At 67.6% G+C, this 22,819-nt stretch carries 15 protein-coding genes and 1 pseudogene; 6 read left to right on the top strand and 10 right to left on the bottom strand.

What is annotated here, in order from left to right; all coding sequences use genetic code 11:
• Positions 1–20: 20 nt before the first annotated feature.
• The gene (locus tag WMF11_RS37685) at positions 21–1,061 is read right to left on the bottom strand and encodes a MerR family transcriptional regulator (RefSeq protein WP_437974210.1); all 1,041 of its coding nucleotides are present in this window, start codon (positions 1,059–1,061) and stop codon (positions 21–23) included.
• A 688-nt stretch (positions 1,062–1,749) separates the two neighbouring features.
• Here WMF11_RS37685 and WMF11_RS37680 point away from each other — a divergent pair.
• On the top strand, positions 1,750–2,196 hold the full coding sequence (locus WMF11_RS37680) for a DUF2147 domain-containing protein (RefSeq protein ID WP_437974209.1): 447 nt from the start codon (positions 1,750–1,752) through the stop codon (positions 2,194–2,196).
• Between the two features lie 154 nt (positions 2,197–2,350).
• Positions 2,351–2,581 carry a VF530 family DNA-binding protein gene (locus WMF11_RS37675; protein ID WP_044966495.1) on the top strand — a complete coding sequence of 77 codons (231 nt, stop codon included), beginning with the start codon at positions 2,351–2,353 and terminating at the stop codon, positions 2,579–2,581.
• A 112-nt stretch (positions 2,582–2,693) separates the two neighbouring features.
• Here the strand turns inward: WMF11_RS37675 and WMF11_RS37670 are convergent, their stop codons facing one another.
• Positions 2,694–3,155: a macro domain-containing protein gene (locus tag WMF11_RS37670; RefSeq protein WP_437974208.1), complete on the bottom strand. Its 462-nt coding sequence runs from the start codon at positions 3,153–3,155 to the stop codon at positions 2,694–2,696.
• 254 nt (positions 3,156–3,409) lie between these two features.
• Between WMF11_RS37670 and WMF11_RS37665 the strand changes: the two are divergent.
• Positions 3,410–4,749 (top strand): annotated as a pseudogene (locus WMF11_RS37665) (IS3 family transposase); the annotation flags it as partial.
• 466 nt (positions 4,750–5,215) lie between these two features.
• Here the strand turns inward: WMF11_RS37665 and WMF11_RS37660 are convergent.
• The 4 genes from WMF11_RS37660 to WMF11_RS37645 all read right to left on the bottom strand — a co-directional run bounded on the left by WMF11_RS37660 (position 5,216) and on the right by WMF11_RS37645 (position 11,563).
• Positions 5,216–6,742 (bottom strand): thrombospondin type 3 repeat-containing protein, encoded by a 1,527-nt coding sequence (locus WMF11_RS37660; protein WP_437974207.1) that lies wholly within the window; start codon positions 6,740–6,742, stop codon positions 5,216–5,218.
• A gap of 103 nt (positions 6,743–6,845) precedes the next feature.
• The gene (locus WMF11_RS37655) at positions 6,846–8,240 is read right to left on the bottom strand and encodes a calcium-binding protein (protein ID WP_437974206.1); all 1,395 of its coding nucleotides are present in this window, start codon (positions 8,238–8,240) and stop codon (positions 6,846–6,848) included.
• 228 nt (positions 8,241–8,468) lie between these two features.
• Positions 8,469–10,196, bottom strand: coding sequence for a M14 family metallopeptidase (locus WMF11_RS37650; protein WP_437974205.1), 1,728 nt, complete (start codon positions 10,194–10,196; stop codon positions 8,469–8,471).
• Between the two features lie 170 nt (positions 10,197–10,366).
• Positions 10,367–11,563 carry a S1 family peptidase gene (locus WMF11_RS37645; RefSeq protein WP_437974204.1) on the bottom strand — a complete coding sequence of 399 codons (1,197 nt, stop codon included), beginning with the start codon at positions 11,561–11,563 and terminating at the stop codon, positions 10,367–10,369.
• 762 nt (positions 11,564–12,325) lie between these two features.
• Between WMF11_RS37645 and WMF11_RS37640 the strand changes: the two genes are divergently transcribed.
• Together WMF11_RS37640 and WMF11_RS37635 are read left to right on the top strand one after the other, a co-directional pair.
• On the top strand, positions 12,326–13,189 hold the full coding sequence (locus tag WMF11_RS37640; RefSeq protein WP_437974203.1) for a tyrosine-type recombinase/integrase: 864 nt from the start codon (positions 12,326–12,328) through the stop codon (positions 13,187–13,189).
• Between the two features lie 6 nt (positions 13,190–13,195).
• Complete coding sequence (locus WMF11_RS37635) at positions 13,196–14,470, top strand: IS91 family transposase (RefSeq protein WP_437974202.1); 1,275 nt, start codon at positions 13,196–13,198, stop codon at positions 14,468–14,470.
• An 884-nt stretch (positions 14,471–15,354) separates the two neighbouring features.
• Here the strand turns inward: WMF11_RS37635 and WMF11_RS37630 are convergent.
• The 4 genes from WMF11_RS37630 to WMF11_RS37615 form a co-directional block, all read right to left on the bottom strand.
• On the bottom strand, positions 15,355–16,206 hold the full coding sequence (locus WMF11_RS37630) for an MYXO-CTERM sorting domain-containing protein (protein ID WP_437974201.1): 852 nt from the start codon (positions 16,204–16,206) through the stop codon (positions 15,355–15,357).
• Between the two features lie 619 nt (positions 16,207–16,825).
• Positions 16,826–17,905: a calcium-binding EGF-like domain-containing protein gene (locus WMF11_RS37625; RefSeq protein ID WP_437974200.1), complete on the bottom strand. Its 1,080-nt coding sequence runs from the start codon at positions 17,903–17,905 to the stop codon at positions 16,826–16,828.
• A gap of 216 nt (positions 17,906–18,121) precedes the next feature.
• Positions 18,122–18,436, bottom strand: a complete 315-nt coding sequence (locus WMF11_RS37620) for a hypothetical protein (RefSeq protein WP_437974199.1) — start codon at positions 18,434–18,436, stop codon at positions 18,122–18,124.
• Between the two features lie 194 nt (positions 18,437–18,630).
• The gene (locus WMF11_RS37615) at positions 18,631–21,117 is read right to left on the bottom strand and encodes an arylsulfatase (RefSeq protein ID WP_437974198.1); all 2,487 of its coding nucleotides are present in this window, start codon (positions 21,115–21,117) and stop codon (positions 18,631–18,633) included.
• Between the two features lie 318 nt (positions 21,118–21,435).
• Here WMF11_RS37615 and WMF11_RS37610 point away from each other — a divergent pair, with 318 nt between their 5' ends.
• Positions 21,436–22,683: a LuxR C-terminal-related transcriptional regulator gene (locus tag WMF11_RS37610; protein WP_437974197.1), complete on the top strand. Its 1,248-nt coding sequence runs from the start codon at positions 21,436–21,438 to the stop codon at positions 22,681–22,683.
• Positions 22,684–22,819: the final 136 nt, after the last annotated feature.

Genomic DNA, 22,819 nt, shown 5'->3' with positions numbered 1-22,819 from the left:
GCCTTCGGGATTCAATTCGTTCAGGAGGTCGATGTGGCGCCGAGCCGTGCGATGGCTCGCCCGACATAGTCGGCCAGCGCCGCGTCGATGCCCGAGCCTGCGCGCAGGGCCGGGTCGTGGCGGAATGCGGCTCGCAGCTTCGCGTCCAGCGCGGCGTCGCCGCCGGCCTTGGCCAGCGACAGCGCCTGCCAGCGCAGCGCGAGAGCGCGCACGGCTGCGCCGTCGGCGGGCGCGTCTGCCGCCATCTGTCGCCGAAGCTCGGCGATGAGCGGCGGCCATGCGTCGGTCTGCGCAACGTAGTGCTGGCGCAGCGTGGCCATGTCGCCGGCGCTGCAGTAGGGCGCGTAGAGCTGAAGACGCGCGAAGGCCATCGCATGCGAGATGTACCGGATGCCGGCGCGGTCCACGCCGGTCAGCGCGTGGAGCGCCGGCTCGTTCCAGTGCATGGAGTAGAGCTTCATCAGCAGGCCTTCGTCGCCGCCGGCTTCTTCGAGCAGCAGCTCGATCCAGCGTCGCGCAAGCGCCTGTGCCTGCGGGCTCTCGGGCGATGCGCCGGCCGCGACCAGCTCGTGCAGCCTCGCCGACAATCCGGCGCGCTCGGGCGCCACAGCGCTGGTGAGACCGTCGCGCTGCGCTTTGAGCGTGCGCTGCTCGTCCTCGCTGAAGTACTTCGAGCCCGCGACCATGCTTTCGAGCGCCACGAGCCAGTCGTCGATGCCGGGCTCTTCGTTGGCCTGCAGTTGACCCTGCACGGCGAGCAGGTGGGTGCGCAGCGCGGACGCTTGCAGGATCTCGCGGTCGAGCTGCGCCACCTGCCGGGCCACTACCTCCGAGAGCCCGCCGGCCGCGTTGTCGAGCAAGTCCTGTATGTCAGCCAGCGACAGATCGAGGCGCTGCAGCGCCTGGATGCGGTACAGCCGGGCGACATCGTTCCGGTCGTACAGGCGATAGCCACCCATGGACCTTCCGGACGGCACCAGCAGGCCAATCTCGTCGTAGTGCCGCAAGGCGCGAACGGTCAGCCCGGTGCGCCGGGCGAGCTCGCCAATCTTCAGCAACATGCCTTTCCTCTCAAGTTGAAGGGATCCTAGACCCTCCCGTTGCGAGAGGGTCAAGCGGGTTTCTCCGGGGTGGGCGCTCGTCGTTGTTCAGGCCACGACCAGACCGGCCAGCAGCGCTGCCTGCCGGCGAAGCGCGCAGCCTCGATGTCCCGGCCCCGGATCGGCGCCGAACGGAGGATGCTCGGGGTGAGGTGGCCCACTCGTCCCCGAACAATCTCTTCTGTGCGCGCTGGTTGACATAGAGAACCTTACATGACCGCCTCCGTCGGCGGGATCGCACCGGCCCAGCACGGACGGACGCGCGGCCGAGGCGCGGGCCATGGGCAGGTTGGCCACGTCGGGATCCAGCCCTGTGGAATCGACCGTTCTCGGGCCACCAAACGTTCCGGCGCGCCGCCGCACGGCGCCGTTGCGCTCCACGAACCCGCTCGGTACCCTCGGGGAAAAATGACGTCCACTGCGCCGCAGGGCTGCTGCGAGGGGAGCCATGTCGACCGTCCGGCTCCCCCTCTGACCAGAGCTTTGCCTCCTGCCGCCGCTCCCTCCGGCCCGATGAACAAACGGCGCGGCGCCCCGTCCCCCCTCCAAGGCATGTCGCACTCAGCGGCGCGCACCGACATGCGAATCAAGCACCACGCCAGGGCCGAACGCCGTGGCCTCGCAGACCGATGAAAGGAGTTGTGACGACATGAAGAGGTTCTTGGCTCTTTTGGCCGCCTTGGGCTGCTCCCTCGCCAGTTCGATCGCGCTCGCGGATCCTCTCCCTGTGACCGGTCAGTGGCGGACGATCGATGAGCAGGGGGTCGAGCAGTCGGTTGTCGAGATTTACGAGAGGGGCGGGAAGATCTTCGGCAAGATCGTGAGCCTGAAGCAGCCGCTCGACGAGAAGGGGAAGCCGAAGATCTGCACCGCCTGTGAGGGTGCCTACAAGAACAAGCCGATTCTGGGGCTCGTCATCATCTGGAACATGGTCCGCGACGACGACGAGTACGATGACGGTACGATCCTGGATCCGAACAACGGCGAGACCTATAGCTGCAAGCTCGAGGCGATCGAGGGCGGCAAGAAGCTCAAGGTGCGCGGCTTCTTGGGCATCTCCCTCCTCGGCAGGACCCAGACCTGGCTGAAGAAGTAAACCTTCTCATCCACCCGTCGTTGGTCGTGTGGGGGCCGCGTGGGGGCCGCGTGGGGGCCGCGCGCGGGCTGCGTGGGGGCGGCGGCCGCCGCGCGACGTGCTACAGCGCGGGCTCACGCCGGCCCTCCGGGGCGATCGCCCTCCGAGCATCGAGATGACGCAGCCCCAGCCCGACAATCCTCTTCACGGTGTCACGCTCCAGATGATCCTCGAGCACCTGGTCGCGCAGCATGGCTGGGAGCAGCTCGGACGCATGATCGACATTCGCTGCTTCAAGTACGATCCCAGCATCAAATCGAGCCTGCACTTCCTGCGACGGACCCCGTGGGCCCGGCAGCAGGTGGAGGCCCTCTACCTGCGGGACAAAGCCAAGCCCAGCCCGTGACCGCCCGCTCGATCGCACGCCGAGCGCCGGGCTCCGGGAGCGGTGCGGTGTCGTGATCACCGCGAGCCGGGCGGCGCGCCCCTGAGGTACCGCGCCTCCTCCAGCGCTGGGGTCAGGCGCCCGGGGCGCGCACGAACTGCTCGTAGACCACGAGCGTGACCGGCTTGTCGTTGGCGACCTTGACGAGGATGCTCTTGACGCGCAGCCATTCGAGGCCGGTCTTGCCGGCGCCCACGCGCGGCACGCCGATCCGCGCGATCCCCGCCCCGGCGGCGTGCGTCACCATCGCGGCGAGCGAGCGCTCGAGCGCGGCGAGCGAGGGCCTCTTCGTCGCGTTCTCCTGGATCGCGAGGCTGTACACGGTGTCGCTGCCCTCGCTCCAGACGAACGCCTCCCCGAGCTGGACCTTCCGCTCGGCGCTCCGCTGCTCGAACGCCGGGAGCAGGCCCGGCCAGCGCTTCTTGAACGTCACGGAGATCCCCGTGTCCATGTTGCCCGCGCAGCTCACGCCGTGCGCGTACGCGTGGAGATCCGGGGTGTTGAGGAGATCGCCCTTGGTGAAGATCGTCGGCACGCGGGCACCCTAGCACTGTCGCGGTCAGTTTCGTGAGATGCCGACGGGCCCGCGAAGGCGAGGTGAGGAGCCGCCTACGCCCCCGCCACCCTCTGTGCCAACGTCGGGTGAGACAGGCTGCCCCTGGAAATCTGTGGTGAGAGGGCGGAGAATGGACCTGACCCGTGCCGAAGCCTTCCCATCTCCGATCCGTCGATCCTACCCCCGCCCCAGCGGCGCAGGGCGCTGCTCCCCGCCCGAGTGGCGTCGCCGTCGAGGCCATGCCGAAGCCGGGCAAGAGGCGGAAGTTCTCGGCGGCGGAGAAGCTGCGCATCGTTCGCGAGGCAGCCGCGTGCACCCAGCGCGGGGACATCGAGGCACTGTTGCGTCGCGAGGGCATCTACAGCTCCCTCCTGACGGCGTGGCGCAAGCAGCTCGCACTCCATGGCAGCGAGGCTCTCGCGGGGCGAAAGCCCGGCCGCAAGCCGAAGCAGGACGCGAAGGATCGGCGCATCGCCGAGCTCGAGAAGCGCTCAGCGCGCCTCGAGGAGAAGCTCGCACTCGCTGAGAAGCTCATTGATCTCCAAAAAAAAGTTTCTGCCATTCTGGGCATCAACCTCACGAACGACGAAGAGCGCTGATGGACGTCATCGAGGAGCTCGATGACCCGCACGTCCCCATCGCCCAGGCGTGTGCGGCACTCGGCGTCAGCCGCGCCACGCTCTACCGGCAGACCCTGCCCGCGAAGCCGCCCGCGCTGACCAGGCCCGCTCCGAGCCCACGCGGGCTCAGCGACACCGAGCGGCAAGCCGTGCTCGACGTGCTGCACAGCGACGAGTTCGTCGACCAGCCACCACCGGAGGTCTACGCGACGCTGCTGTCGCGCGGCGTCTACCTCGCCTCCATCCGCACGATGTACCGCCTGCTCGCGGCGTCCGGCGAGAGCGGCGAGCGCCGCGCGCAGCGTGGGCCGATGAAGCATGCCAAGCCGACGCTCACCGCCACGGCCCCCAACCAGATCTGGACGTGGGATATAACGAAGCTGCGCGGGCCGCTGCCCGGGGTCTTCTACTGCCTGTACGTCGTCCTCGACCTGTTCAGTCGCATGACCGTCGGCTGGCTGCTCGCCGAGCGGGAGAGCGCAGAGCTCGCCGAGCACCTGTTCGCAGAGACCGTCACCCGCCACGGCGTCGAGCCCGGCTCGCTCACGGTGCACGCCGACCGCGGCTCCGCGATGAGGTCGGAGGGGCTTGCTCAGCTCCTCGGCTCGCTCGGCGTTGTTCGTAGCTTCAGCCGGCCTCACGTCAGCGATGACAACGCCTTCTCCGAGTCGCAGTTCAAGACGCTCAAATACCAGCCCGACTATCCGGAACGCTTTGCCTCGTTGGCTCATGCACGAGCGTGGTGCCAGGAGTTCTTCAGCTGGTATAACGACATTCATCAGCATTCTGGCCTTGCGCTCTTCACACCTGCTGATGTATTCTATGGCCGCGTCGAAGATATCGCGGCTCGGCGCCAGGTCGCCCTCGACACGGCCTACGCCGCGCATCCCGAACGCTTCCCGAACGGTCCGCCCGTCGTACGCAGGCCGCCCGCTTCGGTAGCCATCAATCCGCTGTCCGTCGACGCCGCCGCATGCGAGGACGCGGCGCCGCCGCACACGGGCACGACCAGCGCGGCGTCCGAGCCCGTCGCTGCACCCACCGCCGTGCCGCGGCCGCCCCGATCTCGACCGGTTGGGGCCCAGAGCCGGAACGCGCCCCTCAGCGCGATCCCCTCATAGGATTCTCGTCCGGACTGTCTCAAACCCGTTGGCATTCTCCGCCACCTCGAGCGCGCTGTTCCGGCCCACCCGGTACGTCCGCCTCGGCGCCCCCCGTAGGAGCCGGTCGCGCTCGCTCCAGCGCGCGGCCTCTTCCTCCAGCGCGATCCAGCCCGAGCAGTCGACCGATCGTCTCGTGAACGACCCAGGCGGCCTTCAGCGCTTCGCCGCGGAGGTCCTCGCCGCCCCGCATTTTTTGAAGCCCTCCAGGCGGTGCGGCGGGGAGATCTTCTGAAAGGTCTCCCCCGCTGCTGTCGGTCTAGCGGGATCGCGAGCGCCGGCGCCGCACCCCGAGCGCGGCCGCTGCGATCGTGAAGAGCGAAGCGTAAAACGCGCTCCGCGGCGACTCGTCGCCGGTCATGCGGCAGCCGCAACCGCCGTCATCCTCGCTTCCGGCCGCGCCGCCGGTACCGGTCGTGGCGGCCGTGGTCGCGGATGTCGTGTCGCCGCCGGTGCCCGTACCGCCGGTGCCATTGCCGCCAGTGCCATTGCCGCCGGTGCCGCCGGTGCCATCGCCGCCGGTGCCATCGCCGCCGGTGCCGCCGGTGCCACTGCCGCCGGTGCCACTGCCTCCGGTGCCATTGCCGCCGGTGCCACTGCCTCCGGTGCCACTGCCTCCGGTGCCATTGCCGCCGGTGCCATTGCCGCCGGTGCCACTGCCTCCGGTGCCGCCGGCGCCCATGCCGCCGCCGCCACCCATACCACCGCCCATGCCACCCTCGCCGCCCGCGCCCGACGCGTCGCAAGCGTCGCCGATGCCATTGCTATTGGAGTCCGCCTGGTTGGGGTTCGGCACCGTCGGGCAGTTGTCGCAGACGTCGCCGACGCCGTCGGCATCCGCGTCGGACTGCACCATGTTGGCCACGGTCGGGCAGTTGTCGCAGGCGTCGCCGACGCCGTCGGCGTCGGTGTCGGTCTGCGCGGTGTTGGACACCGTGAGGCAGTTATCCATGCTGTTGAGGACCGTGTCGAGGTCGATATCGGCGGCGCTCGGCACGGCGCACGCGGTCCAGGTCGTCGACCAGGGCTCGCTGGTCTCGTCGCGGCCGCTGACGCCATTGCTGCCCATCGTGACCTCGCCGGTCTCCGTGAGGTCCACGCGACACGTGTTGATCGTTGTCGTACTCATCGACAGGGGCGCGTGAAGCGCGGGATTGTCCGCCGTGTCCGGCAGGTACGTCGAGCCGTTGACCGTGACGCCCGTCTTGTTCACCGGGGCCTGGGGCCCCGCCGTTCCATAAAACACGTAATCGACGTCGGTCACGAGGTCCGCCATGCCATCCCAGTGAAACAGAATGACCGGCTCGCTCCCATTGGTGAACCCCCACGCGGTGCCGACCCCGTTCGTGACCGGTACGAGCATGTCAGGGACAGCGGGGCTCGTCGTGGTCGCGGCGCCCGTTGCGATCTCGTACGTGGGATAGATCCCGTATCCGGTGAACGGGCTCGTCACGCCGCAGGAGGTCCTGAAGCACTCGCCGCCGGCGATGGCCACGTACTGGGTCTCACCCGGCTGGATGACAGCGCCGGCGGGGAATCGCACGATGAAGTCGCTGGTGGCGGCGGGTCCCCCGGCGACGGCCACGTTGTAATAAGTGTTGTAATCGGCGAGGTAATAATCGGTCAGGACGATCGGCGTGTTTCCGGGGTTCCGGATCGCGACGGACTCGGCCTGTGTCGGGGAGACGACGACCTCCATCAGCAGGAGCTTCTCCGCCGCGGCGTGCGCCGCCGCTGGAAGCAAGACCATCGTGGAGAAGGAGAGAATCGAGGTGAGGCGCTTCATGTAGCGTACCCTAAATCAAACCCGGAGAGAGTGAAAGGCCCAGGGGGGCGTCAGCCTCGATCATCCCAACGCGTCTCCGAGGCCGGGCGCGCGCGTCACGCGCTCAGCAGCTCGTGGCCGTGTCGCCCCCGTCGGTGATGCACGTGTCGAATCCGAGATCGCCGTTTGCCGTATCGCCACCCTGACCATCCGCCACGTCGATCGTATCGTTGCCGAGGCCGCCGGACATGATGTCCGTACCCTCGTGATCGATCAGCGTGTCGTCTCCTTTCTGACCGTCGAGGTTGTCGTCGCCGGGCCCGCCGTAGATGGTGTCGTTGCCGTTGTCGAACAGGTACAGCAGGCTGCCCAGGAACGTTTCTCCATAGTTCGAGTCGTTCCCCGCTTCTCCATACAGCGTGTCCTGACCGTTGCCGCCGCCCAGCGTATCGTCGCCGTCCCCGCCGTGCAGTACGTCGTCACCGTTGCCGCCATCGAGCACGTCGTTGCCCGAGCCCCCGTACAGGGTGTCGTTGCCGTTGTTGCCTTTGATGGTGTCGTTGCCGCCCAGGCCGCAGATCACGTCATTCGAACTGGTGCCGTTGAGCGTGTCGTTGCCGCTGGTTCCGACGATGGTGCACCCATGCGCATTATTGATGGTCGTCGACTCGCTGTCGGAATCGTCCCCGGGATTCGGATCATTTTCGTTGGCGCTCACCGTGCTGCTCGCGGTGACGGTACCGGTGGCACCAGGCTCCACCGTGATGATGACCGTGGCCTGTCCCGAGGCAGAGAGCGTACCCAGCGCGCAGTCGATGGTGGCACCCGTCACCGTGCACGAGCCCTGGGATGCAACGGCAGCAGTCACGGTACCCGTCGCGCCGGAGAGCGTCGTGCTGGCATCGACGTTCGTCGCATCGGCCGTGCCGACGTTGTCGATGGTGAGCGTGTAGCTGTAGCTGTCCCCGAGCGAGGCGGGATCGGCCGAGTCCGTGAGCGCTGCAGTCAGGTCAGGCTCGGCGGTCGTGCAGGTCGAACCGCTGGGCGCGAGCGTTACGGACGTGGCCTGGGCCTGCACGACGTAGGGGGAACCCACCGACTCAACTCTATAGACTCCGGCAGCGAACACGTATCTTATGGTGGTGCCGGTCGCATAGAAGGAAGAGCCATTGGTGAAGGTACCGCTCTGACGCGACCATTGCGTGGGGGCCGTTCCGTTCCACTGGAACGCCTGGATCGGCTGGTTGCCCTCGTTGAGGGTTCCCGCAGCAAGGGATCTGCCGACGAAACCCGAATCAGTGGAATTCGTCACCGCCATGTCAAGGATCGTGTAAGTGGCCGGATCTGCCCCGCCGCTTCCGTTCAGGGTTCCCGTCGTGACAAACGTCCCCGCCTCGGTAGCGAAGGCCCAGTTCCAGCAGATGTCTGCCCTTGCGCTCGGTGACAATGCCAGAATCACCACGGCAAACATCAGACTGATCCACTTGCCAGCGCCAGCGCCAGCGCGTCTTGCGTTCATTGCGATTCCTCCGATGTTATGATTGCTTCGTGCGCTCTACCACGGAGCGCGCAGCGCGCTTTACCATGAATTGCATGGAGCGCAACGTGTCTGTGATGAAAGAGGCACATCTCGCCAGGCGACTGCTGCCCTCGAGCTTTCCCTGCACCACGATCGGCATCGGCCGAAGGTCGACTACGCGGAAGGGCATGCGCGCCCGTAGCACGGCGGGACGAGCGCGAAGGCAGGTCACTGGATCGTGATGAACACCGCGCTCGGAACACCCCAGTTGCCGGCGGTGTCCTGGCTCTCGACCATCACCAGGTGCTTGCCGCTCGTCCAGCCCGTGGTGTCGATCGTCGCCGTCACGCCCTCCTGCGCCGCGTTGAAGGTGCCGTCCGACGCGCTCAACGCCACGAGGGTCACGCCGCTCGCCCACGAGGGCGCATCGACCGAGTAGCGGGCGCCGGCGATGTTCTGGGTCGGCTCGGTCCCATACCCGTTGCTGTCGTAGCGGGTGTCGTCCGCGGTCGCCGTCAGCGTCACCATCGTGCCTGCGGCCGCGGCGCCCGAGGGAGAGACCGCCACGCTCAGGGAATCGGGCCCGAGCGGCGTCTGGTACGGCTGGCGCGCGGCCTTGAAGGCGTAGAGCAGCGCCGGGTTGTTCGCCGGAAGGACGGTGTTCTGGAAGGTCGTGCACGACTCGAAGAACGCGGTGCCCAGCTCGATCGTGTACGCCGCGATCCCGAGGGTGCCATACGCCCAGTCGTCGGTCGTGCCGCTTGCGTTGTAGAGGCAGTTGCCCGGCTGGCACACCGGGTACCCGTTGAAGTACCCGAACTTGCGCCCGAGCGTCCGGAGCTGGGCGAGGTTGGGCGCCGCGGCCGTGCTCCAGCCCCAGGGGTAGAGCACGAGGTCGGCATAGCTGTGGAGCGATATCATGATGCCCGTGGTGTCGCTCGGAGCCGGATCGGCGTCGAGCGGGCCGCGCTGGTCGGGGAAGATCGAGGCCATGTAGTTCTGGAGCACGGCGGTCTCGGGCTCGGAGACGGCGCTCGGGCCGCGATACACCTGGTCGCACTTGTTGGTGCTGGTCGAGGCGCCGCCGTAGTGCACCGAGCTGTTGCGGTTGAGATCCGTGCCGAACTGGTTCGAGCTCGTGGGCGGGTTCGCGCACCTGCCGCCGTTCGAGTTGTTCTTGTTCTTGCGCTGGTAATAGCCCTGCTCGGCCGTCTTGCGCCCGTCGGGGTTGGCGATGGGCATGACGTGCAGCTCGTAATTGTCGAGGAGCCAGGTGGCGTCGGGATCGGTGCCGTATCCGTTCGCCATCTGCTCGGCGAAGCGCATCACCGTCTCGGCGGTGGTGTACTCGCGCGCGTGGATCGCGCCCATGAGGAAGAATTTGGGCTTCGTCCCGGCGATCGCGCTGTTCGTTAGTTTGAGGACGAGCGTGTCGTATCCAGCGGCGCCGCCTGGCGTCACCTTGTCCCACGAGTCGCCGGCGTCGATCACCGTGGCCAGGGTGGGATACGCGGTGACGAGCGCGTTCATGGAGGCGTACGTCTCCTCGAGGGTCCGGTAGCACGGATAGCCGGGGATGCCGCCGGCGCGCCCGGCCTTCCGCGGCACGATCGTCTCACGGCGCACGACGTCGACGCGGTATCCTTCCGAGAGGAGGTCTTCAACCTGCTGCTCGTCCAGCAAGGCCTCGACCCAGCCGGCCTTGCGGTCGGCGTGCTCGAGGAGGTCGAGCCCCTCTTCGGCCAAGCGGTCGATGTCGGCGTCGTCCTTGTAGTAGACCCGTGCGAAGATCACCTCTTCCGGAGAAGCTGCAGGCGCCGCGGGACCGCTGGGCGAGGTGCCGCCGGGGCCTCCGCCGTCCGAGCCGTCGGAGCAGGAGGCGGCGCCGATGAATGCGAGGAGCGCAAGACCGCCGGCGCCGAGGAGCGCGCGACCGGCACGATGAGAGAGGGGCATGGTTGCATCTCCTTGGAGACTCGTTGGTGGAGCGATGGTGCGCTCCGGCCTCGGCCGGCTCGCGCGGGCACGCTAGGGGCAGCGCGAAGCCCGGGCCATTGGACCTTTGTACGGCTTGACATGTGCCAAGAGACGTGCCCTCGCGGGGCGCGAACGGTCGTGAGAAGGCTTCAGCGCCGGCGCCGCTTCCACAGCGCCACGGCCAGCGCCGCCGCCGGGAGCAGCCGCTGCGCGCCGCCGTCCGGCGACCCGGGCGTCGCGCAGGCGCACCCGCCGCCCTCATCGCGATCTGCCCCGGCGCCGCCGCTCCCTCCCGCCCCGCCGTCGCTCGGAGCGCTGGAGGTCGATCCTCGGCAGTCGACGTCGACGGGCACGCACGACGGATGACACACGCCGTTCGCGGCGCAGTCGTCGACTCCCGTGCAATCGGGATCGAACGGCGCCACGCAGGAGATCACGCACATCCCATCGGCGCTGCAGTGGCTCTCGGCGCAGTCGGGATCGACGAGCTCTGCGTCCATGTTGCAGCTCTCGTCGCAGATCCCATCGGCGCGGCACGGATCGTCACCTTCGAGATCGTCGATCGTCGGCTGGATCCACGCCGTCACGACCGGCCCGTCGGCGCGCGCGTTCACGCCGTCGACGAGGCATGTGTCATCTCCGAACGACGTCACCCCCGCGAGCCGCTCGACGCCTCCGCGCGGCACGAACGAAGGGCCGCCCGAGTCGCCGCTGCACGTGTTCTTGCCCGGCTTGCGGTAATAGAACATGGTCTCGTCGATCGGCCCCGTCTTCGTGTCGATCCCGACCTCCGCCGGCCCCACGGCCGCGATCGGGAACGTCGCCGCGCGCCGGACGTCGACGCCTCCCAGGGTGTCATCGCCGTACCCCACGAAGGTGAAGCTCGGCCCGATCCATTCGGGCGAGTTCGCCAGCGCTTCGCGGAGGATCGGCGCGGGCTGCGAGGGCGCGTCGGCCGCGAGCAGCACGAGCGCGAGGTCGAAGCGCAGCGTCTCGAAGCTCAGCTCCGGGTGCAGGACGGTCTTGACCGTGGGGACGGCGACGGAAGGCGGATCCGCGTCGGGGCGGGTGTCCGGCCCGAAGAACACCTCGGTGATCCCGCCCTGCGGCCCCTGGTTGTTCGCGTAGCAGTGCCCCGCGGTGAGCACGACGCGCTTCGAGATCAGGGTGCCGGTGCAGAACACGCCGAAGTCGTCACCGACGCCGACGACGTAGCTGCGGAGCGTGTCCGGGATCCCACCCACGATCCGCCCCGCGGCGCTCCCGATGAGTGCGGCGTCGGGCGCAGGTTCGGAGCAGGCGGCGAGCAGCGCGCAGCAAGGAAGCGCGAGGGCACACGGGCGCATGGCCGCGGAACATAGCCGGTCTCCGGCTTCACTTCGGCGCGCTCATGTCCACCCGTGAGCTCGGCGCCGAGGTGGGGCGCGAAGGAGGTGCGGAGGTAGTCGATGGGCGAGTGATCGGCGAGGGAGCGCTGGAATGGGCCCCGATGGACGAGCGTGCTCACGAGCGGGGCCTCGTGTAGCGCCTCGGAGAGGAAGGGGAGTTGGTCAACGAACCAGGCCCAAATGGAGATGGGAACGCTCCACAGCATCGTGTACGTCTGCTTCACCTGGCTCTGGCGCTCCTCCCAGCCATGGGGCAGGACCACTTAACAGTTGGACCAAGCCGCTTCGCGGCAGCTCCTGTCCCTGCTGAGGTCGATCGCGACGACGACCGCGACCGCGATGAAAACGCCGCCCTCGCGCCCCGCGTAGGCCTCCACGAGACCCTGGGAGCCATGGACCTGGCGGCGGCGCTCGGGGCCGCGAGCGAGCTCGATGCTGACGAGGTGCAGGAGCTCGGCGTGAGGCTCAAGAAGATGCTGCGGGCCCTGCTCCATTAAGCATTGCGGAGACCGAGCCGCGATTTCCTGCTGCGGCTCGGATCCTTGTCTTCGCTGCGGTTGTCACGGCACTCATTGCTGCCGCAGCGCGGCCTTTGCCAGTATTTATTGCGAAAAAAGAGCCCGGCGCCGCGCAGGACTGGCCGCCCGCCGCCTCATTCCCTGCCCACCCTGCCGGTCGCGACGCCCCTGCCCGGGCGCCGCGTCCACCAGGAGGGCAGCGATGGGACAGCTCCGCGATCGAATGGCCGAAGACCTGAAGCTGCGGCGATACAAGCCGTCGACATGCGACAATTACCTCCGCTGCGCACGGGCCTTCGTAGCCTACCACCGCAAGCCGCCGCAGCAGATGGGTCTCGACGAGGTGCGCGCGTTTTTGCTCTACCTCGCCGAGCAGCGAAAGATCGCGGAGGCGACGCAGCACCAGTACGTGGCGGCGATCAAGTTCCTCTACGCCACCACGCTCGGGCGTCCGGAGGTCGCCGTCGCGATCCCCTGGCCGAAGGTACCCCAGAAGCTGCCGCCGGTCCTCAGCGGCACCGAGGTCGAGGCGCTGCTCAACGCGATCGGCTCGGTCAAGCAGCGCACGATCGTCCTGACGGCGTACGGCGCCGGTCTGCGGATCGATGAGGTCTGCTCGCTGCGGGTCGAGGACGTCGACAGCAAGCGCAACCTCATCCACGTCCGCAATGGCAAGCTCGGGCGTGATCGGTACGTGATGCTCAGCGCCCCCGTGCTGACCGCGCTGCGCATCTACTGGCGGGCGGAGAGACCGGCTGGACCGGAGCTGTTCCCGGGTCGCAAGCCGGGCTCGGTCATCTCGCACGAGGCGGTGCGCAACGCGCTGCGCGAGGCGGCGAGGCGCTGCAAGCTGCACAAGCGCGTCACCCCGCACGTGCTCCGGCACAGCTTCGCCACCCACCTGCTCGAGCTCGGCACCGACATCCGCGTCATCCAGGCCCTGCTCGGCCACCGCTCCATCCGCACCACCGTCCGCTACGTCCGCGTCAGCCAGGCTCACGTCGGTCGCACCCGCAGCCCGGCCGAAGTGCTCGGCACCCAGGAGGCCAAGAAGAAGCTCGGCTGAGGTCGCGTGCACCCGCATCGCCTGGCGCCGCGGCCCGCGGCGACAGGTAGGCCTCGTCTCGAGGTCGCGGATATCGTCCGCGCCCACGGCGAGGCCTACCTGCGCGCCCACGCCGTCTCCACCGCCCAGCGCAAGGTCCTGCGCGACATCGCCGCGTGCAGGACCGCGGTGCTGGGCGGCCATGTCGACGTGTGCACGAGCTGCGGCCACGAGCAGCCCTCGTACAACTCCTGCCGCAACCGCCACTGTCCCAAGTGCCAGAGCCTCAGCCAGGCCAGGTGGATCGCCGAGCGGCAGCAGCGCATCCTGCCGACGCACTACTTCCACGTCGTCTTCACGCTCCCGGCCGAGCTGCGCCCGCTGGCGCTCGTCAACCCGCAGACGGTCTTCGATCTGCTCTTCCAGTGCGGCTCGCAGACCCTGCTCACGCTCGGCCGCGATCCCAGGCGGCTCGGCGCCGACATCGGTGTCACCGCCGTGCTGCACACCTGGAGCCGCAATCTGAGCTTCCATCCGCACCTGCACTGCATCGTCACCGGCGGCGGGCTCTCGCTCGACGGCTCGCGCTGGATCGAGGGGCGGCGCGGCTACCTCTTTCCTGTGCAGGTCCTCGGCAAGCTCTTCCGTGGCAAGTTGCTCGCCGCGCTTCGACAGGCCTATGACGCCGGAGAGCTCGACCTGACCGGCGGGGCCGCCGCGCTGGCCACCCCCGCTGCCTTCGCTGCGCTGCTCGACGCGCTCTACCGCAAGCCCTGGGTGGTCTACGCCAAGCCGCCCTTCGCTGGGCCCGAGCAGGTCTTTGCCTACCTCGGTCGCTATACCCACCGCGTCGGGCTGTCCAATCACCGACTGCGGTCGATGGATGAGCGCGGCGTGTGCTTCCGGACCCGCGGAGACAAGACCGTGACGCTCTCCGCAGAGGAGTTTCTCCGTCGCTTCCTGCTGCACGTGCTGCCTCATCGCTTCGTGAAGATCCGACACTTCGGCTTGATGGCAGCGTGTCACGCCACCACCACGCTCGAGGTGGCACGCACGAGGATCCTGGCGGCGCGAGACGCAGGGCAGCGCGCTGTCGGGGGAGATGAGCACCGGGAAGGCCGCTCGCACGAGCACGAGCCCTCTGCGCGCCACGTCGTCAAGGTCGACTGGTGCACGCTGCTCACCGCGCTCACGGGGATCGACCTGTCCATCTGTCCTCGCTGCGGCCAGGCTGCGATGGCTCGCCGCCCGCTGCCGTCGTGCGTCGTCGCCTCTTCCGCTGCTCCTCCGGACACGTCATGAGCATCGCTGGCCTGGGCAGGAGCAACAACACCACCTCCGTCGCGTGGCGGTCAGGCATCGATCCGCCTTTTGCGCCGTCCATGTCGGTGGCGTGCGTGCTGCTGGGCCTCCGTCGGCACCGCGCTCTGTCTCGGCACGTCTGCGCCCGACGTCGTGGCGGCGGGATGCACCACGCGTGCAAGCCCCGCCGCACCCGCCCTCTGCTGCCTTCTCGGGCAGGATCCCCATAGACCCCGCGACCGCCTCGCCCGGCCGCGAACCGGCCCGGTCCAACCCGACGTTTGCGGGACTGCGCCGGGACCTCGCCGCCGCTGCTGCTCAGGCGCAGTCCCGCAAACGCCTATTCATTGGGTCCGGGTTGGGTCCCTGGCTCCCGAGGGGGTGCGATCCGTCGTCACGCTCTCCCAAAATCCCGGAGGATCCGACAGATCGCAACGGTTCGGCCCCACGGAACAGTCCTGCCAGGGATTGGGGATGCTGGGGACGCGCCGAGCCAGGGCGGGCGCGAAGCCCCGGGATGCCGGTCATTGCCGCGGCGTCCCGGCATCGGATTGAGTGACACTACGTGTGCCGGGAGGTTTACAGGAGAGCATCCGAAATGACACTACGTGACCCTACGCGTTCACAGCGCGGGGTGTTGGCGAATCTGCGCGCCTGATCTGTGAGGTGCTGAGCCTTCCTGCCGAGGACGCCTGCGCTGCTTTCTCGCTTTCGGCGATGGCCGGTCCATGCCGAGGTTCACGGCCGAGCTCGGCTGCGGGTAGGGTCCGCAGGGCGTTGCCCGAGCTGCCGCTCGATGACGTGCTCGCTGGAGAAGGCGTTTCATGCGGACCTGCGGTGCGGCGGGGAGACTTTCTGAGATGCCTCCCCCTGCTGCTGTCGGTCTACCGGGATCGCGAGCGCCGGCGCCGCACCCCGAGCGCGGCCGCCGCGATCGTGAAGAGCGAAGCGTAGGACGCCCCCCGCGGCGAGCCGTCGCCGGTCATGCGGCAGCCGCAGCCGCCGTCATCCTCGCTGCCGCCCGCGCCGCCGGTGCCGGTCGTGGCGGCCGTGGTCGTGGATGTCGTGTCGCCGCCGGTGCCCATACCGCCGGTGCCATTGCCGCCGGCGCCGCCGGTGCCATCGCCGCCGGCGCCGCCGGTGCCATCGCCGCCGGCGCCGCCGACGCCCATGCCGCCGGTGCCATCGCCGCCGGCGCCGCTGACGCCCATGCCGCCGGTGCCATCGCCGCCGGCGCCGCCGGTGCCCATACCACCGCCCATGCCACCCCCGCCGCCCGCGCCGGACGCGGCGGTCGTGCAGGTCGAACCGCTGGGCGCGAGCGTTATGGACGTGGCCTGCACGACGACCACGGACTCCGACGACGAAACCTGATAGAATCCGGGATAGAACAAGTAGCGCCCCTCGGTGCCGGTCACAAAGATGTTCGAGCCATTGGTGTAGGCACCGTTACCACGCGACCATTGTGTGGGTGCCGTTCCGTTCCACTGGAACGCCTGGATCGGCTGATTCTGCTCGTTGAGGGTTCCCGCAGCAAGGGATCTGCCGATGTTGTCCGATAAAGTGGAATTCGTCACCGTCATGTCAAGGATCGTGTAGTTGGCCGGATCTGCCCCGCCGCTTCCGTTCAGGGTTCCCGTCGTGAGAAACGTCCCCGCCTCGGTATCGAAGGCCCAGTTCCAGCAGATGTCTGCCCTTGCGCTCGGTGACAATGCCAGAGTCACCACGGCAAACATCAGACTGATCCACTTGCAAGCGCCAGCGCGTCTTGCGTTCATTGTGATTCCTCCCAGGTTAGGACTGCTGTGTGCGCTCTACCGTGGAGCGCACAACTCGATTTGCTATGAATTGCATGGAGCGCGCAACGCGGCTGTGACGAAGAGGCACGCTCTGAAAGGCAAGCACTGAATTGATGTAAAATTGGCGCATTGCGGTGCCCCGCAGGCTGTGAAGTGAAGACACCCCGCAGCACCGTGGAGGTCGGCCCATCGGCCGCCGAGGGGGCGGGGCGGGGGTATCCGAACGCGATTCGAAAGTCAAGCCTGCGTAGTGGCCGTCCCACCATACATCCATGCTGCACGCGCTGGTCAGTACTACAGTTGCACATGCTCCGGGCCGGACGACTCGTCAATGCGGTTCCGCGCAAACCTGGTGCGAGCTGCAGAGCCCGGGTGCCCACCGTCTCGCCGAGCCCGACGTCGAGCATCCCGAGGCTTAGATGGTTGCGCCAGTTCGCCAGGCAGCAAACTGCAACTGTAGTACTAGCCCTGGTTTTTCCTTAATTCACCGTCATGCCGGAGCCGTCATGGGGCAACGGCGAGCCTCAGCAGACGCCGCCCTGGGCTGTCGCGCAGCTCAGGGGCAGCTGCCGGCGAAGCTCAGGAAGCTCTGTACGCAGGCGTCTGCCTGAGCTTGGCTGGTGAGCGGCATGGTCGTGAGGGTGTTGGCCACCGACACGTATCCGCACTGGTCGGGCTCCGGGCCGAACTGGCCGTTGACAGCGAACCCGACGAAGGGGCCCTCGTGGCCATTGTCCTCACTCTTCAGATAGTAGTAGATGCTGCCGGGGCCCATGGAACCCGAGTAGTTGATGCACTTGACGGGGGGGGCAGGGGGACCCCACCCGGACATGCCATCACACGGGCACGCTGGCGCCGCGGGCTGGCAGGTGCCGCTCTCGCAGGTGAAGCCCGACCCGCATGAGCCGCAGTCGAGCGCCCCGCCGCAGCCATCAGCGATCGAGCCGCAGGTCGCTCCCTGAGCGGCGCAGGTGATGGGGACGCAGACGGGCGTCTCGCAGTTCATCCCCGTCCAGCCGGGCGCGCACGAGCAGGTGTACCCGTTGACCTGATCGTTGCACGTGCCGTGGACGCAGGGGCTCGGCGCGCATTCGTCGATGTTGGTCTCGCAGTTCGTCCCCGTCCAGCCGGGCGCGCACGAGCAGGTGTAACCGCTCTCGGTCGCGGCGCAGGCGCCGCCGTTCTGGCAGGGGGCCGAGGCGCAGGGGTCGGTGCAGGTGCCGTTCTGGCACAGCAGGCCGTCGCAGCACGGGACGTTGGCGTCGCACGGCGCGTTCACGGGGAGGCAGCCCTGGCCGTTGCAGGTCGGGTCGTAGAGCGGCGAGCTCGGGTCGGTGCTGGTGATGTAGTCACCGTCGTGGGCGCTGTGCGCGTTGATGCACGCCTGGTCGCTGATACGAAGGATCGTGTACGGGTTCGTCGCGGAGCCGGTGTGGTGGCAGATCTGGACCTTGCCGCTGGGATTGAAATAGGTGCACTGCTCGGGGGTGAGCGCGTCATGCGCCTCGCCCACGGCCGCCCCGCTCTCATCGCCGTCGGCCGCGGAGGGGCCGGCGCTGGTACAGCCCGCGAGCAGCAGGGTGGAAAGAGCCGGGATCGTCAGAGAGTGGAGAAGTGAACCTGCAAGAGACCGCATGGGTGGTCATCCTTTTTTCAATGTTGTACTTGCGCAGCCTGGAGAAGGGTCGGGTCGGCCTGTGCAAGCTTGAGGCCAGTGTCGAACCGGCGCTTTCGGAGGTGATGTTGACGCAGGCCCCTGCATGGCATTCGGTGTGTGCGCGCCGCCGGTTCCCGTCGCCCACGTCCAGTCGCGTCGCCGCCTGCTGCTGCCTGAATGCCTCACCTGCGGAGATCACGACGCACCGCCGCGCAGCGCAGCGCCCGTGAGCGTGGTGAAGTGGGCGTCGAGCGCTCCGCGGTCGATCACGAGGGTCCGCCCGTGAAACTCCCCGCTGACATCGAGCGAGCAGGATCGCCCTGGTGAAAACAGCGCGGCGCGCCGGCCCGGCACGACGCGGAAGGGCTCGCCCGCGTGGTCGCCGGCGCTCTCCCCGCCGGCCGAGAGCGACAGGATGTATTGCTCCCCGACCGCCGGCACGAAGGCCCGCCCTCCGCCGGGCCAGTCGCCCGCCACGACACCGACTGTGCCGAAGGAGGCGACCACCATCGCACAGCCGAACGATGTGCCGCGCTAGGGCTCGAGGGTCGCCTCCGCGTAAACGCGGCGGAAGGCCTGCCGAGCCTCACCGAGGTCGCCGGTGCACACAAGCTGAGCCCGCGCAATCCCCGCCCCCGGCGCCTGCGCGGCGCGCGAGGGCCCTTCACCCTTAGAACCGCGTACCCTTTGGCCGGGTCAACGTGTCACTGGATCGCCTCGAGCGCGTGCAATCTGTGTTCGGGGCTCACCTTGGCGGGTTCGCCCGTCAGCTCGATCTCCGCCCAGTGCACCTTGCCGGGGAAGCGGTTGTTCCCGCTACCTGCGAAGTCGGGGCACAACGGGCCGCCCGTCTTCTTGCCGACCATCAGGAAGGCGTCCACGTTGAAGATAATGGGATTGGTCTTGAGGATATGGCCCGGCGGCAAATCCTTCGGTGTATGGTTGAGCGGATCCTCACCGACGGCCGGGAACGCGACCAGCGTGAGAGGCTTGAAGTCGTTCTCCCTGGGCCACTTCATGAGGAGCTCCACCCTGCCGCCCTCGCCCGTATCCGTGCCTGTGTAGGTAAACTTCATGCGGACCTCGTACGCTTCGGACAGAGGCAGCAGCAGAGATTCGGCTTGGGCGTAGTACCGTTCGAGCCCAAGGTAGTTGTAGACGTAAGTAAGCCTTCCGTTCTTGACATAGAGGCCAAAGCCGCCGAAATCGTTGCCCCGGGCGAGGATCGCGCCGTTCGGCGCTTCCCCGTGGGGGCCCTCGATCTTTGCCGTGATCATGAACGAGCGGTTGAAGTTGTTGATCACGCACGGGTCGGAGACGAAGCTGCCGTCGACGTACCTCTGCTTCGTGCCGACCGGGGGGGCCGCCTGTTCCAGGCGCTCTGTCTTTTCGTCGTTGAGGGGAAAGACGTTATATCGGGCCGCGGTGATCTCAAAAAGGTTCTTCAGCTGCGCCAGCCTCTCGGGCTCCCTCTGGGCGAGGTTGTTTGCCTGGGTCCAGTCCACCTTATGCGGCGACTTCTCGCCCCATGGGTACGTGTAGTAGAGCTCCCACGTGTCCTTTTCGTAGTCCGGATTGGATTCGAAGTCCCAGGGCTTCGAGTGGAGGGTGACGGCGGTCCAGCCGTTATGGTAGATGCCACGGTTGCCAAACATCTCGAAGTACTGGGTCGTGCGGAACTCGGGCGCATTCTGCTCTCTGAACGTCCGGAGGAAGCTCGTACCCTCGATGGGCATCTGCAGCACCCCGTCGACGCTCAACGGCTCCGGCAATCCGGCCGCCTCGAGGATCGTCGGAAGCACATCGATCACGTAAGTGAATTGGTGTCGCAGCCCCCTGTCGCCCCGGACGATGTGGTCTTTCCCGTCGCCGTCTTTCCCTGGCCAATGGACGATCATGCCGTTGCGCGTGCCGCCGAAGAAGCTGGCGACTTGCTTGGTCCACTTGTACGGCGTGCACATGGCCTGGGCCCAGCCGATGGCATAGTGATTGTACGCTTCCTTGGTACCGAACTTGTCTATGTTGTCCTTGATGATCGTCTTTTGCTCATCGAGCGATTTCTGGATGCCGTTGAAGCCGATCATCTCGTTGAAGGTGCCCATGAAGGTGCCTTCGGCGGAAGCGCCGTTGTCGCCGAGGATGTAAATGATCAGCGTGTTCTCCATGAGGTGGAGGTCCTCGAGCGTCTTGATCACCCTGCCGACCTCCTCGTCGGTCTGCTGGAGGAAGGAGGCGTAGAGCTCCATCTCGCGGCGCAGGGAGTCCCTTATGCCGTCGAACATTTCATCGTCCCACTTTGGGACGTCCTCGTTGACCGCCGCCTCCGCGTCCTCTGGAATGACGCCAAGCGATTTTTGTTTTCTGTAAATCGTTTCGCGCAGCTCGTCCCAGCCCTTGGCGAAGTCCGCGTTGTCCTTGTACTCGTCAAGCCAGGCGTCCGGGATCTGGTGGGGCGCATGGGTCGCGCCGGGAGCGAAATAGATGAAGAATGGCTTGTCCGGCGCCATGGCCTTCTGCTGCTCGATCCACTTGATGGTCTGGTTTGTCAGATCCGTGGTCAGGTGGTAGTCCCCGTCGTGAGGCGTCTCGATGTAGGTCGTTCCATCGTAGAGGGTAGGGTAGAACTGGTTGGTTTCGCCTGCCACGAAGCCATAGAACTTCTCGAAGCCCATGTAGGTGGGCCAGTGGTCGAAGGGCCCCGATGGGCCGGTTTCCCAGACGGGCACCTCGTGGCACTTGCCGAAGTGAGCCGTCGAGTAGCCGTTGTACCTGAGGATCTTGGCGATCGAGGCGGCGGTGTTGGGGATCATCGAGGTGTAGCCAGGCGCGCCGGTATACAGCTCGGTGATGCAGCCCATGCCGACGGAGTGGGGGTTGCGGCCAGTCATCAAGGCGGCGCGCGTCGGGCTGCACAGGGCTGTCGTGTGGAAACGGGTGAATCTGAGTCCGCCTTCGGCGAGCCGCTTGGCTGTCGGGGTACTAATGACCCCCCCGAAGGGCTCCGCGGCGCCGAAGCCCACATCGTCGAGCAGGATGAGGAGCACATTGGGGGCCTTCGAGGGCGGTTTGATCGGCTCGATGGGAGGGAAGTGGGAAGCTGGGTCCTGGGCATTGTACATCACCGGGCCGACATAGGGCCGGTCCGGAATCGGCAGGATTTCGCGCTTGAGAAGGTCTCGATCCAACGGCATGGGTGACTCCTTTCGATGGGAAGTTGCCAAGGAATATATAAGACGTGGAAAGAAGAGGAAATGTACCGGATGAAACTCCGGGAGCGCTCAGGAAAAATAGCCGCCGATTTCAGGAGCGCGATACGTCCGAGACGTCCACCAGAGGCGGCATGTCAGAGCCGGGACCGCGCGCCGCCCTGGCGATGACAGACCGGCCCGCAGTCCGAGTACCCGCCGCAGGTCATCCCACGATTGCGTCGTCAGGGCGCGCTTGCTTTTCTGACAGCGCTGACGTTTCATGCCGTCCGATCCGCGATCGATCCTGGAGGCGAACCCCCCATGCCCCGCGCGACTCACGAGGACGTGCCCCGCCGGTTCGAGATCCACACCCGCGACCACCACACCGCCGTATCCATATGGGAGGGGCTTTACGGGGAAGTTGACCCCGCGCTCCCGCGCGGCTTCGAGTGGCGCGCCCACGCCGTGGACTTCGGCCCCATCCTCTTCGTCCAGGACCATACCAGCGACGCGATCTACCTGGACGCCCAGGTGGACGCGCCGATGCTCGTCATTCCCGTCCGCGGCAGCGGACGCGCGGCGCTGGGACGCGACAGCGCGACCCTGGGACACGGCGGCGGCCCAGCCATCTTCTCGGCTCACGGCCGCTCGAAGGTGAACTACGACAGCGCGATGGAGGTCATCACGGTGCGCTTCGACCGTGGCTATCTCTGCTCCCAGCTCGAGTCGATCACCGGCGAGGTCGTCCGCGAGGACTTCCAGTTCCAGCTCTCGCTGGACTCCCGCGCCGGAAGCGGATCCTACGTCGAGCGACTCTGCCGCTTCATGGCCGCAGAGATCAACGCCGGCACGGACATCGATCACCCCCAGGTGTTCGCCGGGCTGACTGAGTCGCTCTCGCGCGCCCTGCTGATGGGGCAGCCTCACAACCTCGCTCACCTGTTGGAGCGGCCCACGCCGCCGTCGAGCCGGACGGTGCTCCGGCGGGTCGAAGAGTACGTGGACGCGCACGCCGCCGGGCCGATCAGCGCGATCGATGTCGCCGCCGTTGCCGGGACGAGCGCCCGCTCGGTCGAGGCGGCGTTCCGCGCGCACCGCGGGACCTCGCTCGGAACGTTCCTTCGCGATCGGCGCCTGGTCCGCGCGCAGCGGATGCTGCTCGCCGAGCCGCACCTCGCCGTGCTGCACGTCGCGCGCGCCGCCGGCTTCGCCGGGCGCGAGGTCTTCGAGTCGGTGTACGTGCGCGCGTTCGGAGAGCGCCCGGAAGAGACTCGCCGGCGCGGTCTCGTCGCCGCTGGGACGGCGCCCGGCGGGGCCGAGCCGAGCCGGTGCGCGGCGCCTTCCGCCGCCATCAAGCCTGACACCCTCGCGGCGCGGATGGCGCTCCTGTCCGCGCGGGAGCGCGAGGTCTGCGAGGGCGTCGCGCGGGGGCTGCTCAACAAGCAGATCGCGGGGGAGCTCGGGATCTCCGAGCGGACGGTCAAGGAGCACCGGGCGCGCGTGATGGCCAAGCTGGGGGCGAGGTCCGCGGTGGAGCTCGGGATCCTGCTGCAAAAGGCACGTGGATAGCTTCACACCTACGTCTCCTCGGCGCGACGACCCGTGACGCTGCCCAGAGGCTGAAGTCGCCACCGAGCCCGTTCAGCGCCTCGACGGCCGCCGCGCGCAGCTCGCCGAGCGCCTCGCGCGCCTGGCAGAAGACGGC

It is taken from the genome of Sorangium sp. So ce295 (assembly GCF_051527405.1).
GTDB lineage: Bacteria > Myxococcota_A > Polyangia > Polyangiales > Polyangiaceae > Sorangium > Sorangium cellulosum_B.
This window is presented reverse-complemented; position numbering and strand designations above follow the sequence as displayed.

Bases quoted from the DNA above. Each gene is read 5' to 3' on its own strand.
- WMF11_RS37685 (WP_437974210.1), bottom strand. From the start codon at position 1,061: ATGTTGCTGAAGATTGGCGAGCTCGCCCGGCGCACCGGGCTGACCGTT.
- WMF11_RS37680 (WP_437974209.1), top strand. From the start codon at position 1,750: ATGAAGAGGTTCTTGGCTCTTTTGGCCGCCTTGGGCTGCTCCCTCGCC.
- WMF11_RS37675 (WP_044966495.1), top strand. From the start codon at position 2,351: ATGACGCAGCCCCAGCCCGACAATCCTCTTCACGGTGTCACGCTCCAG.
- WMF11_RS37660 (WP_437974207.1), bottom strand. From the start codon at position 6,742: ATGAAGCGCCTCACCTCGATTCTCTCCTTCTCCACGATGGTCTTGCTT.
- WMF11_RS37655 (WP_437974206.1), bottom strand. From the start codon at position 8,240: ATGAACGCAAGACGCGCTGGCGCTGGCGCTGGCAAGTGGATCAGTCTG.
- WMF11_RS37650 (WP_437974205.1), bottom strand. From the start codon at position 10,196: ATGCCCCTCTCTCATCGTGCCGGTCGCGCGCTCCTCGGCGCCGGCGGT.
- WMF11_RS37645 (WP_437974204.1), bottom strand. From the start codon at position 11,563: ATGCGCCCGTGTGCCCTCGCGCTTCCTTGCTGCGCGCTGCTCGCCGCC.
- WMF11_RS37640 (WP_437974203.1), top strand. From the start codon at position 12,326: ATGGGACAGCTCCGCGATCGAATGGCCGAAGACCTGAAGCTGCGGCGA.
- WMF11_RS37630 (WP_437974201.1), bottom strand. From the start codon at position 16,206: ATGTTTGCCGTGGTGACTCTGGCATTGTCACCGAGCGCAAGGGCAGAC.
- WMF11_RS37625 (WP_437974200.1), bottom strand. From the start codon at position 17,905: ATGCGGTCTCTTGCAGGTTCACTTCTCCACTCTCTGACGATCCCGGCT.
- WMF11_RS37620 (WP_437974199.1), bottom strand. From the start codon at position 18,436: ATGGTGGTCGCCTCCTTCGGCACAGTCGGTGTCGTGGCGGGCGACTGG.
- WMF11_RS37615 (WP_437974198.1), bottom strand. From the start codon at position 21,117: ATGCCGTTGGATCGAGACCTTCTCAAGCGCGAAATCCTGCCGATTCCG.
- WMF11_RS37610 (WP_437974197.1), top strand. From the start codon at position 21,436: ATGCCCCGCGCGACTCACGAGGACGTGCCCCGCCGGTTCGAGATCCAC.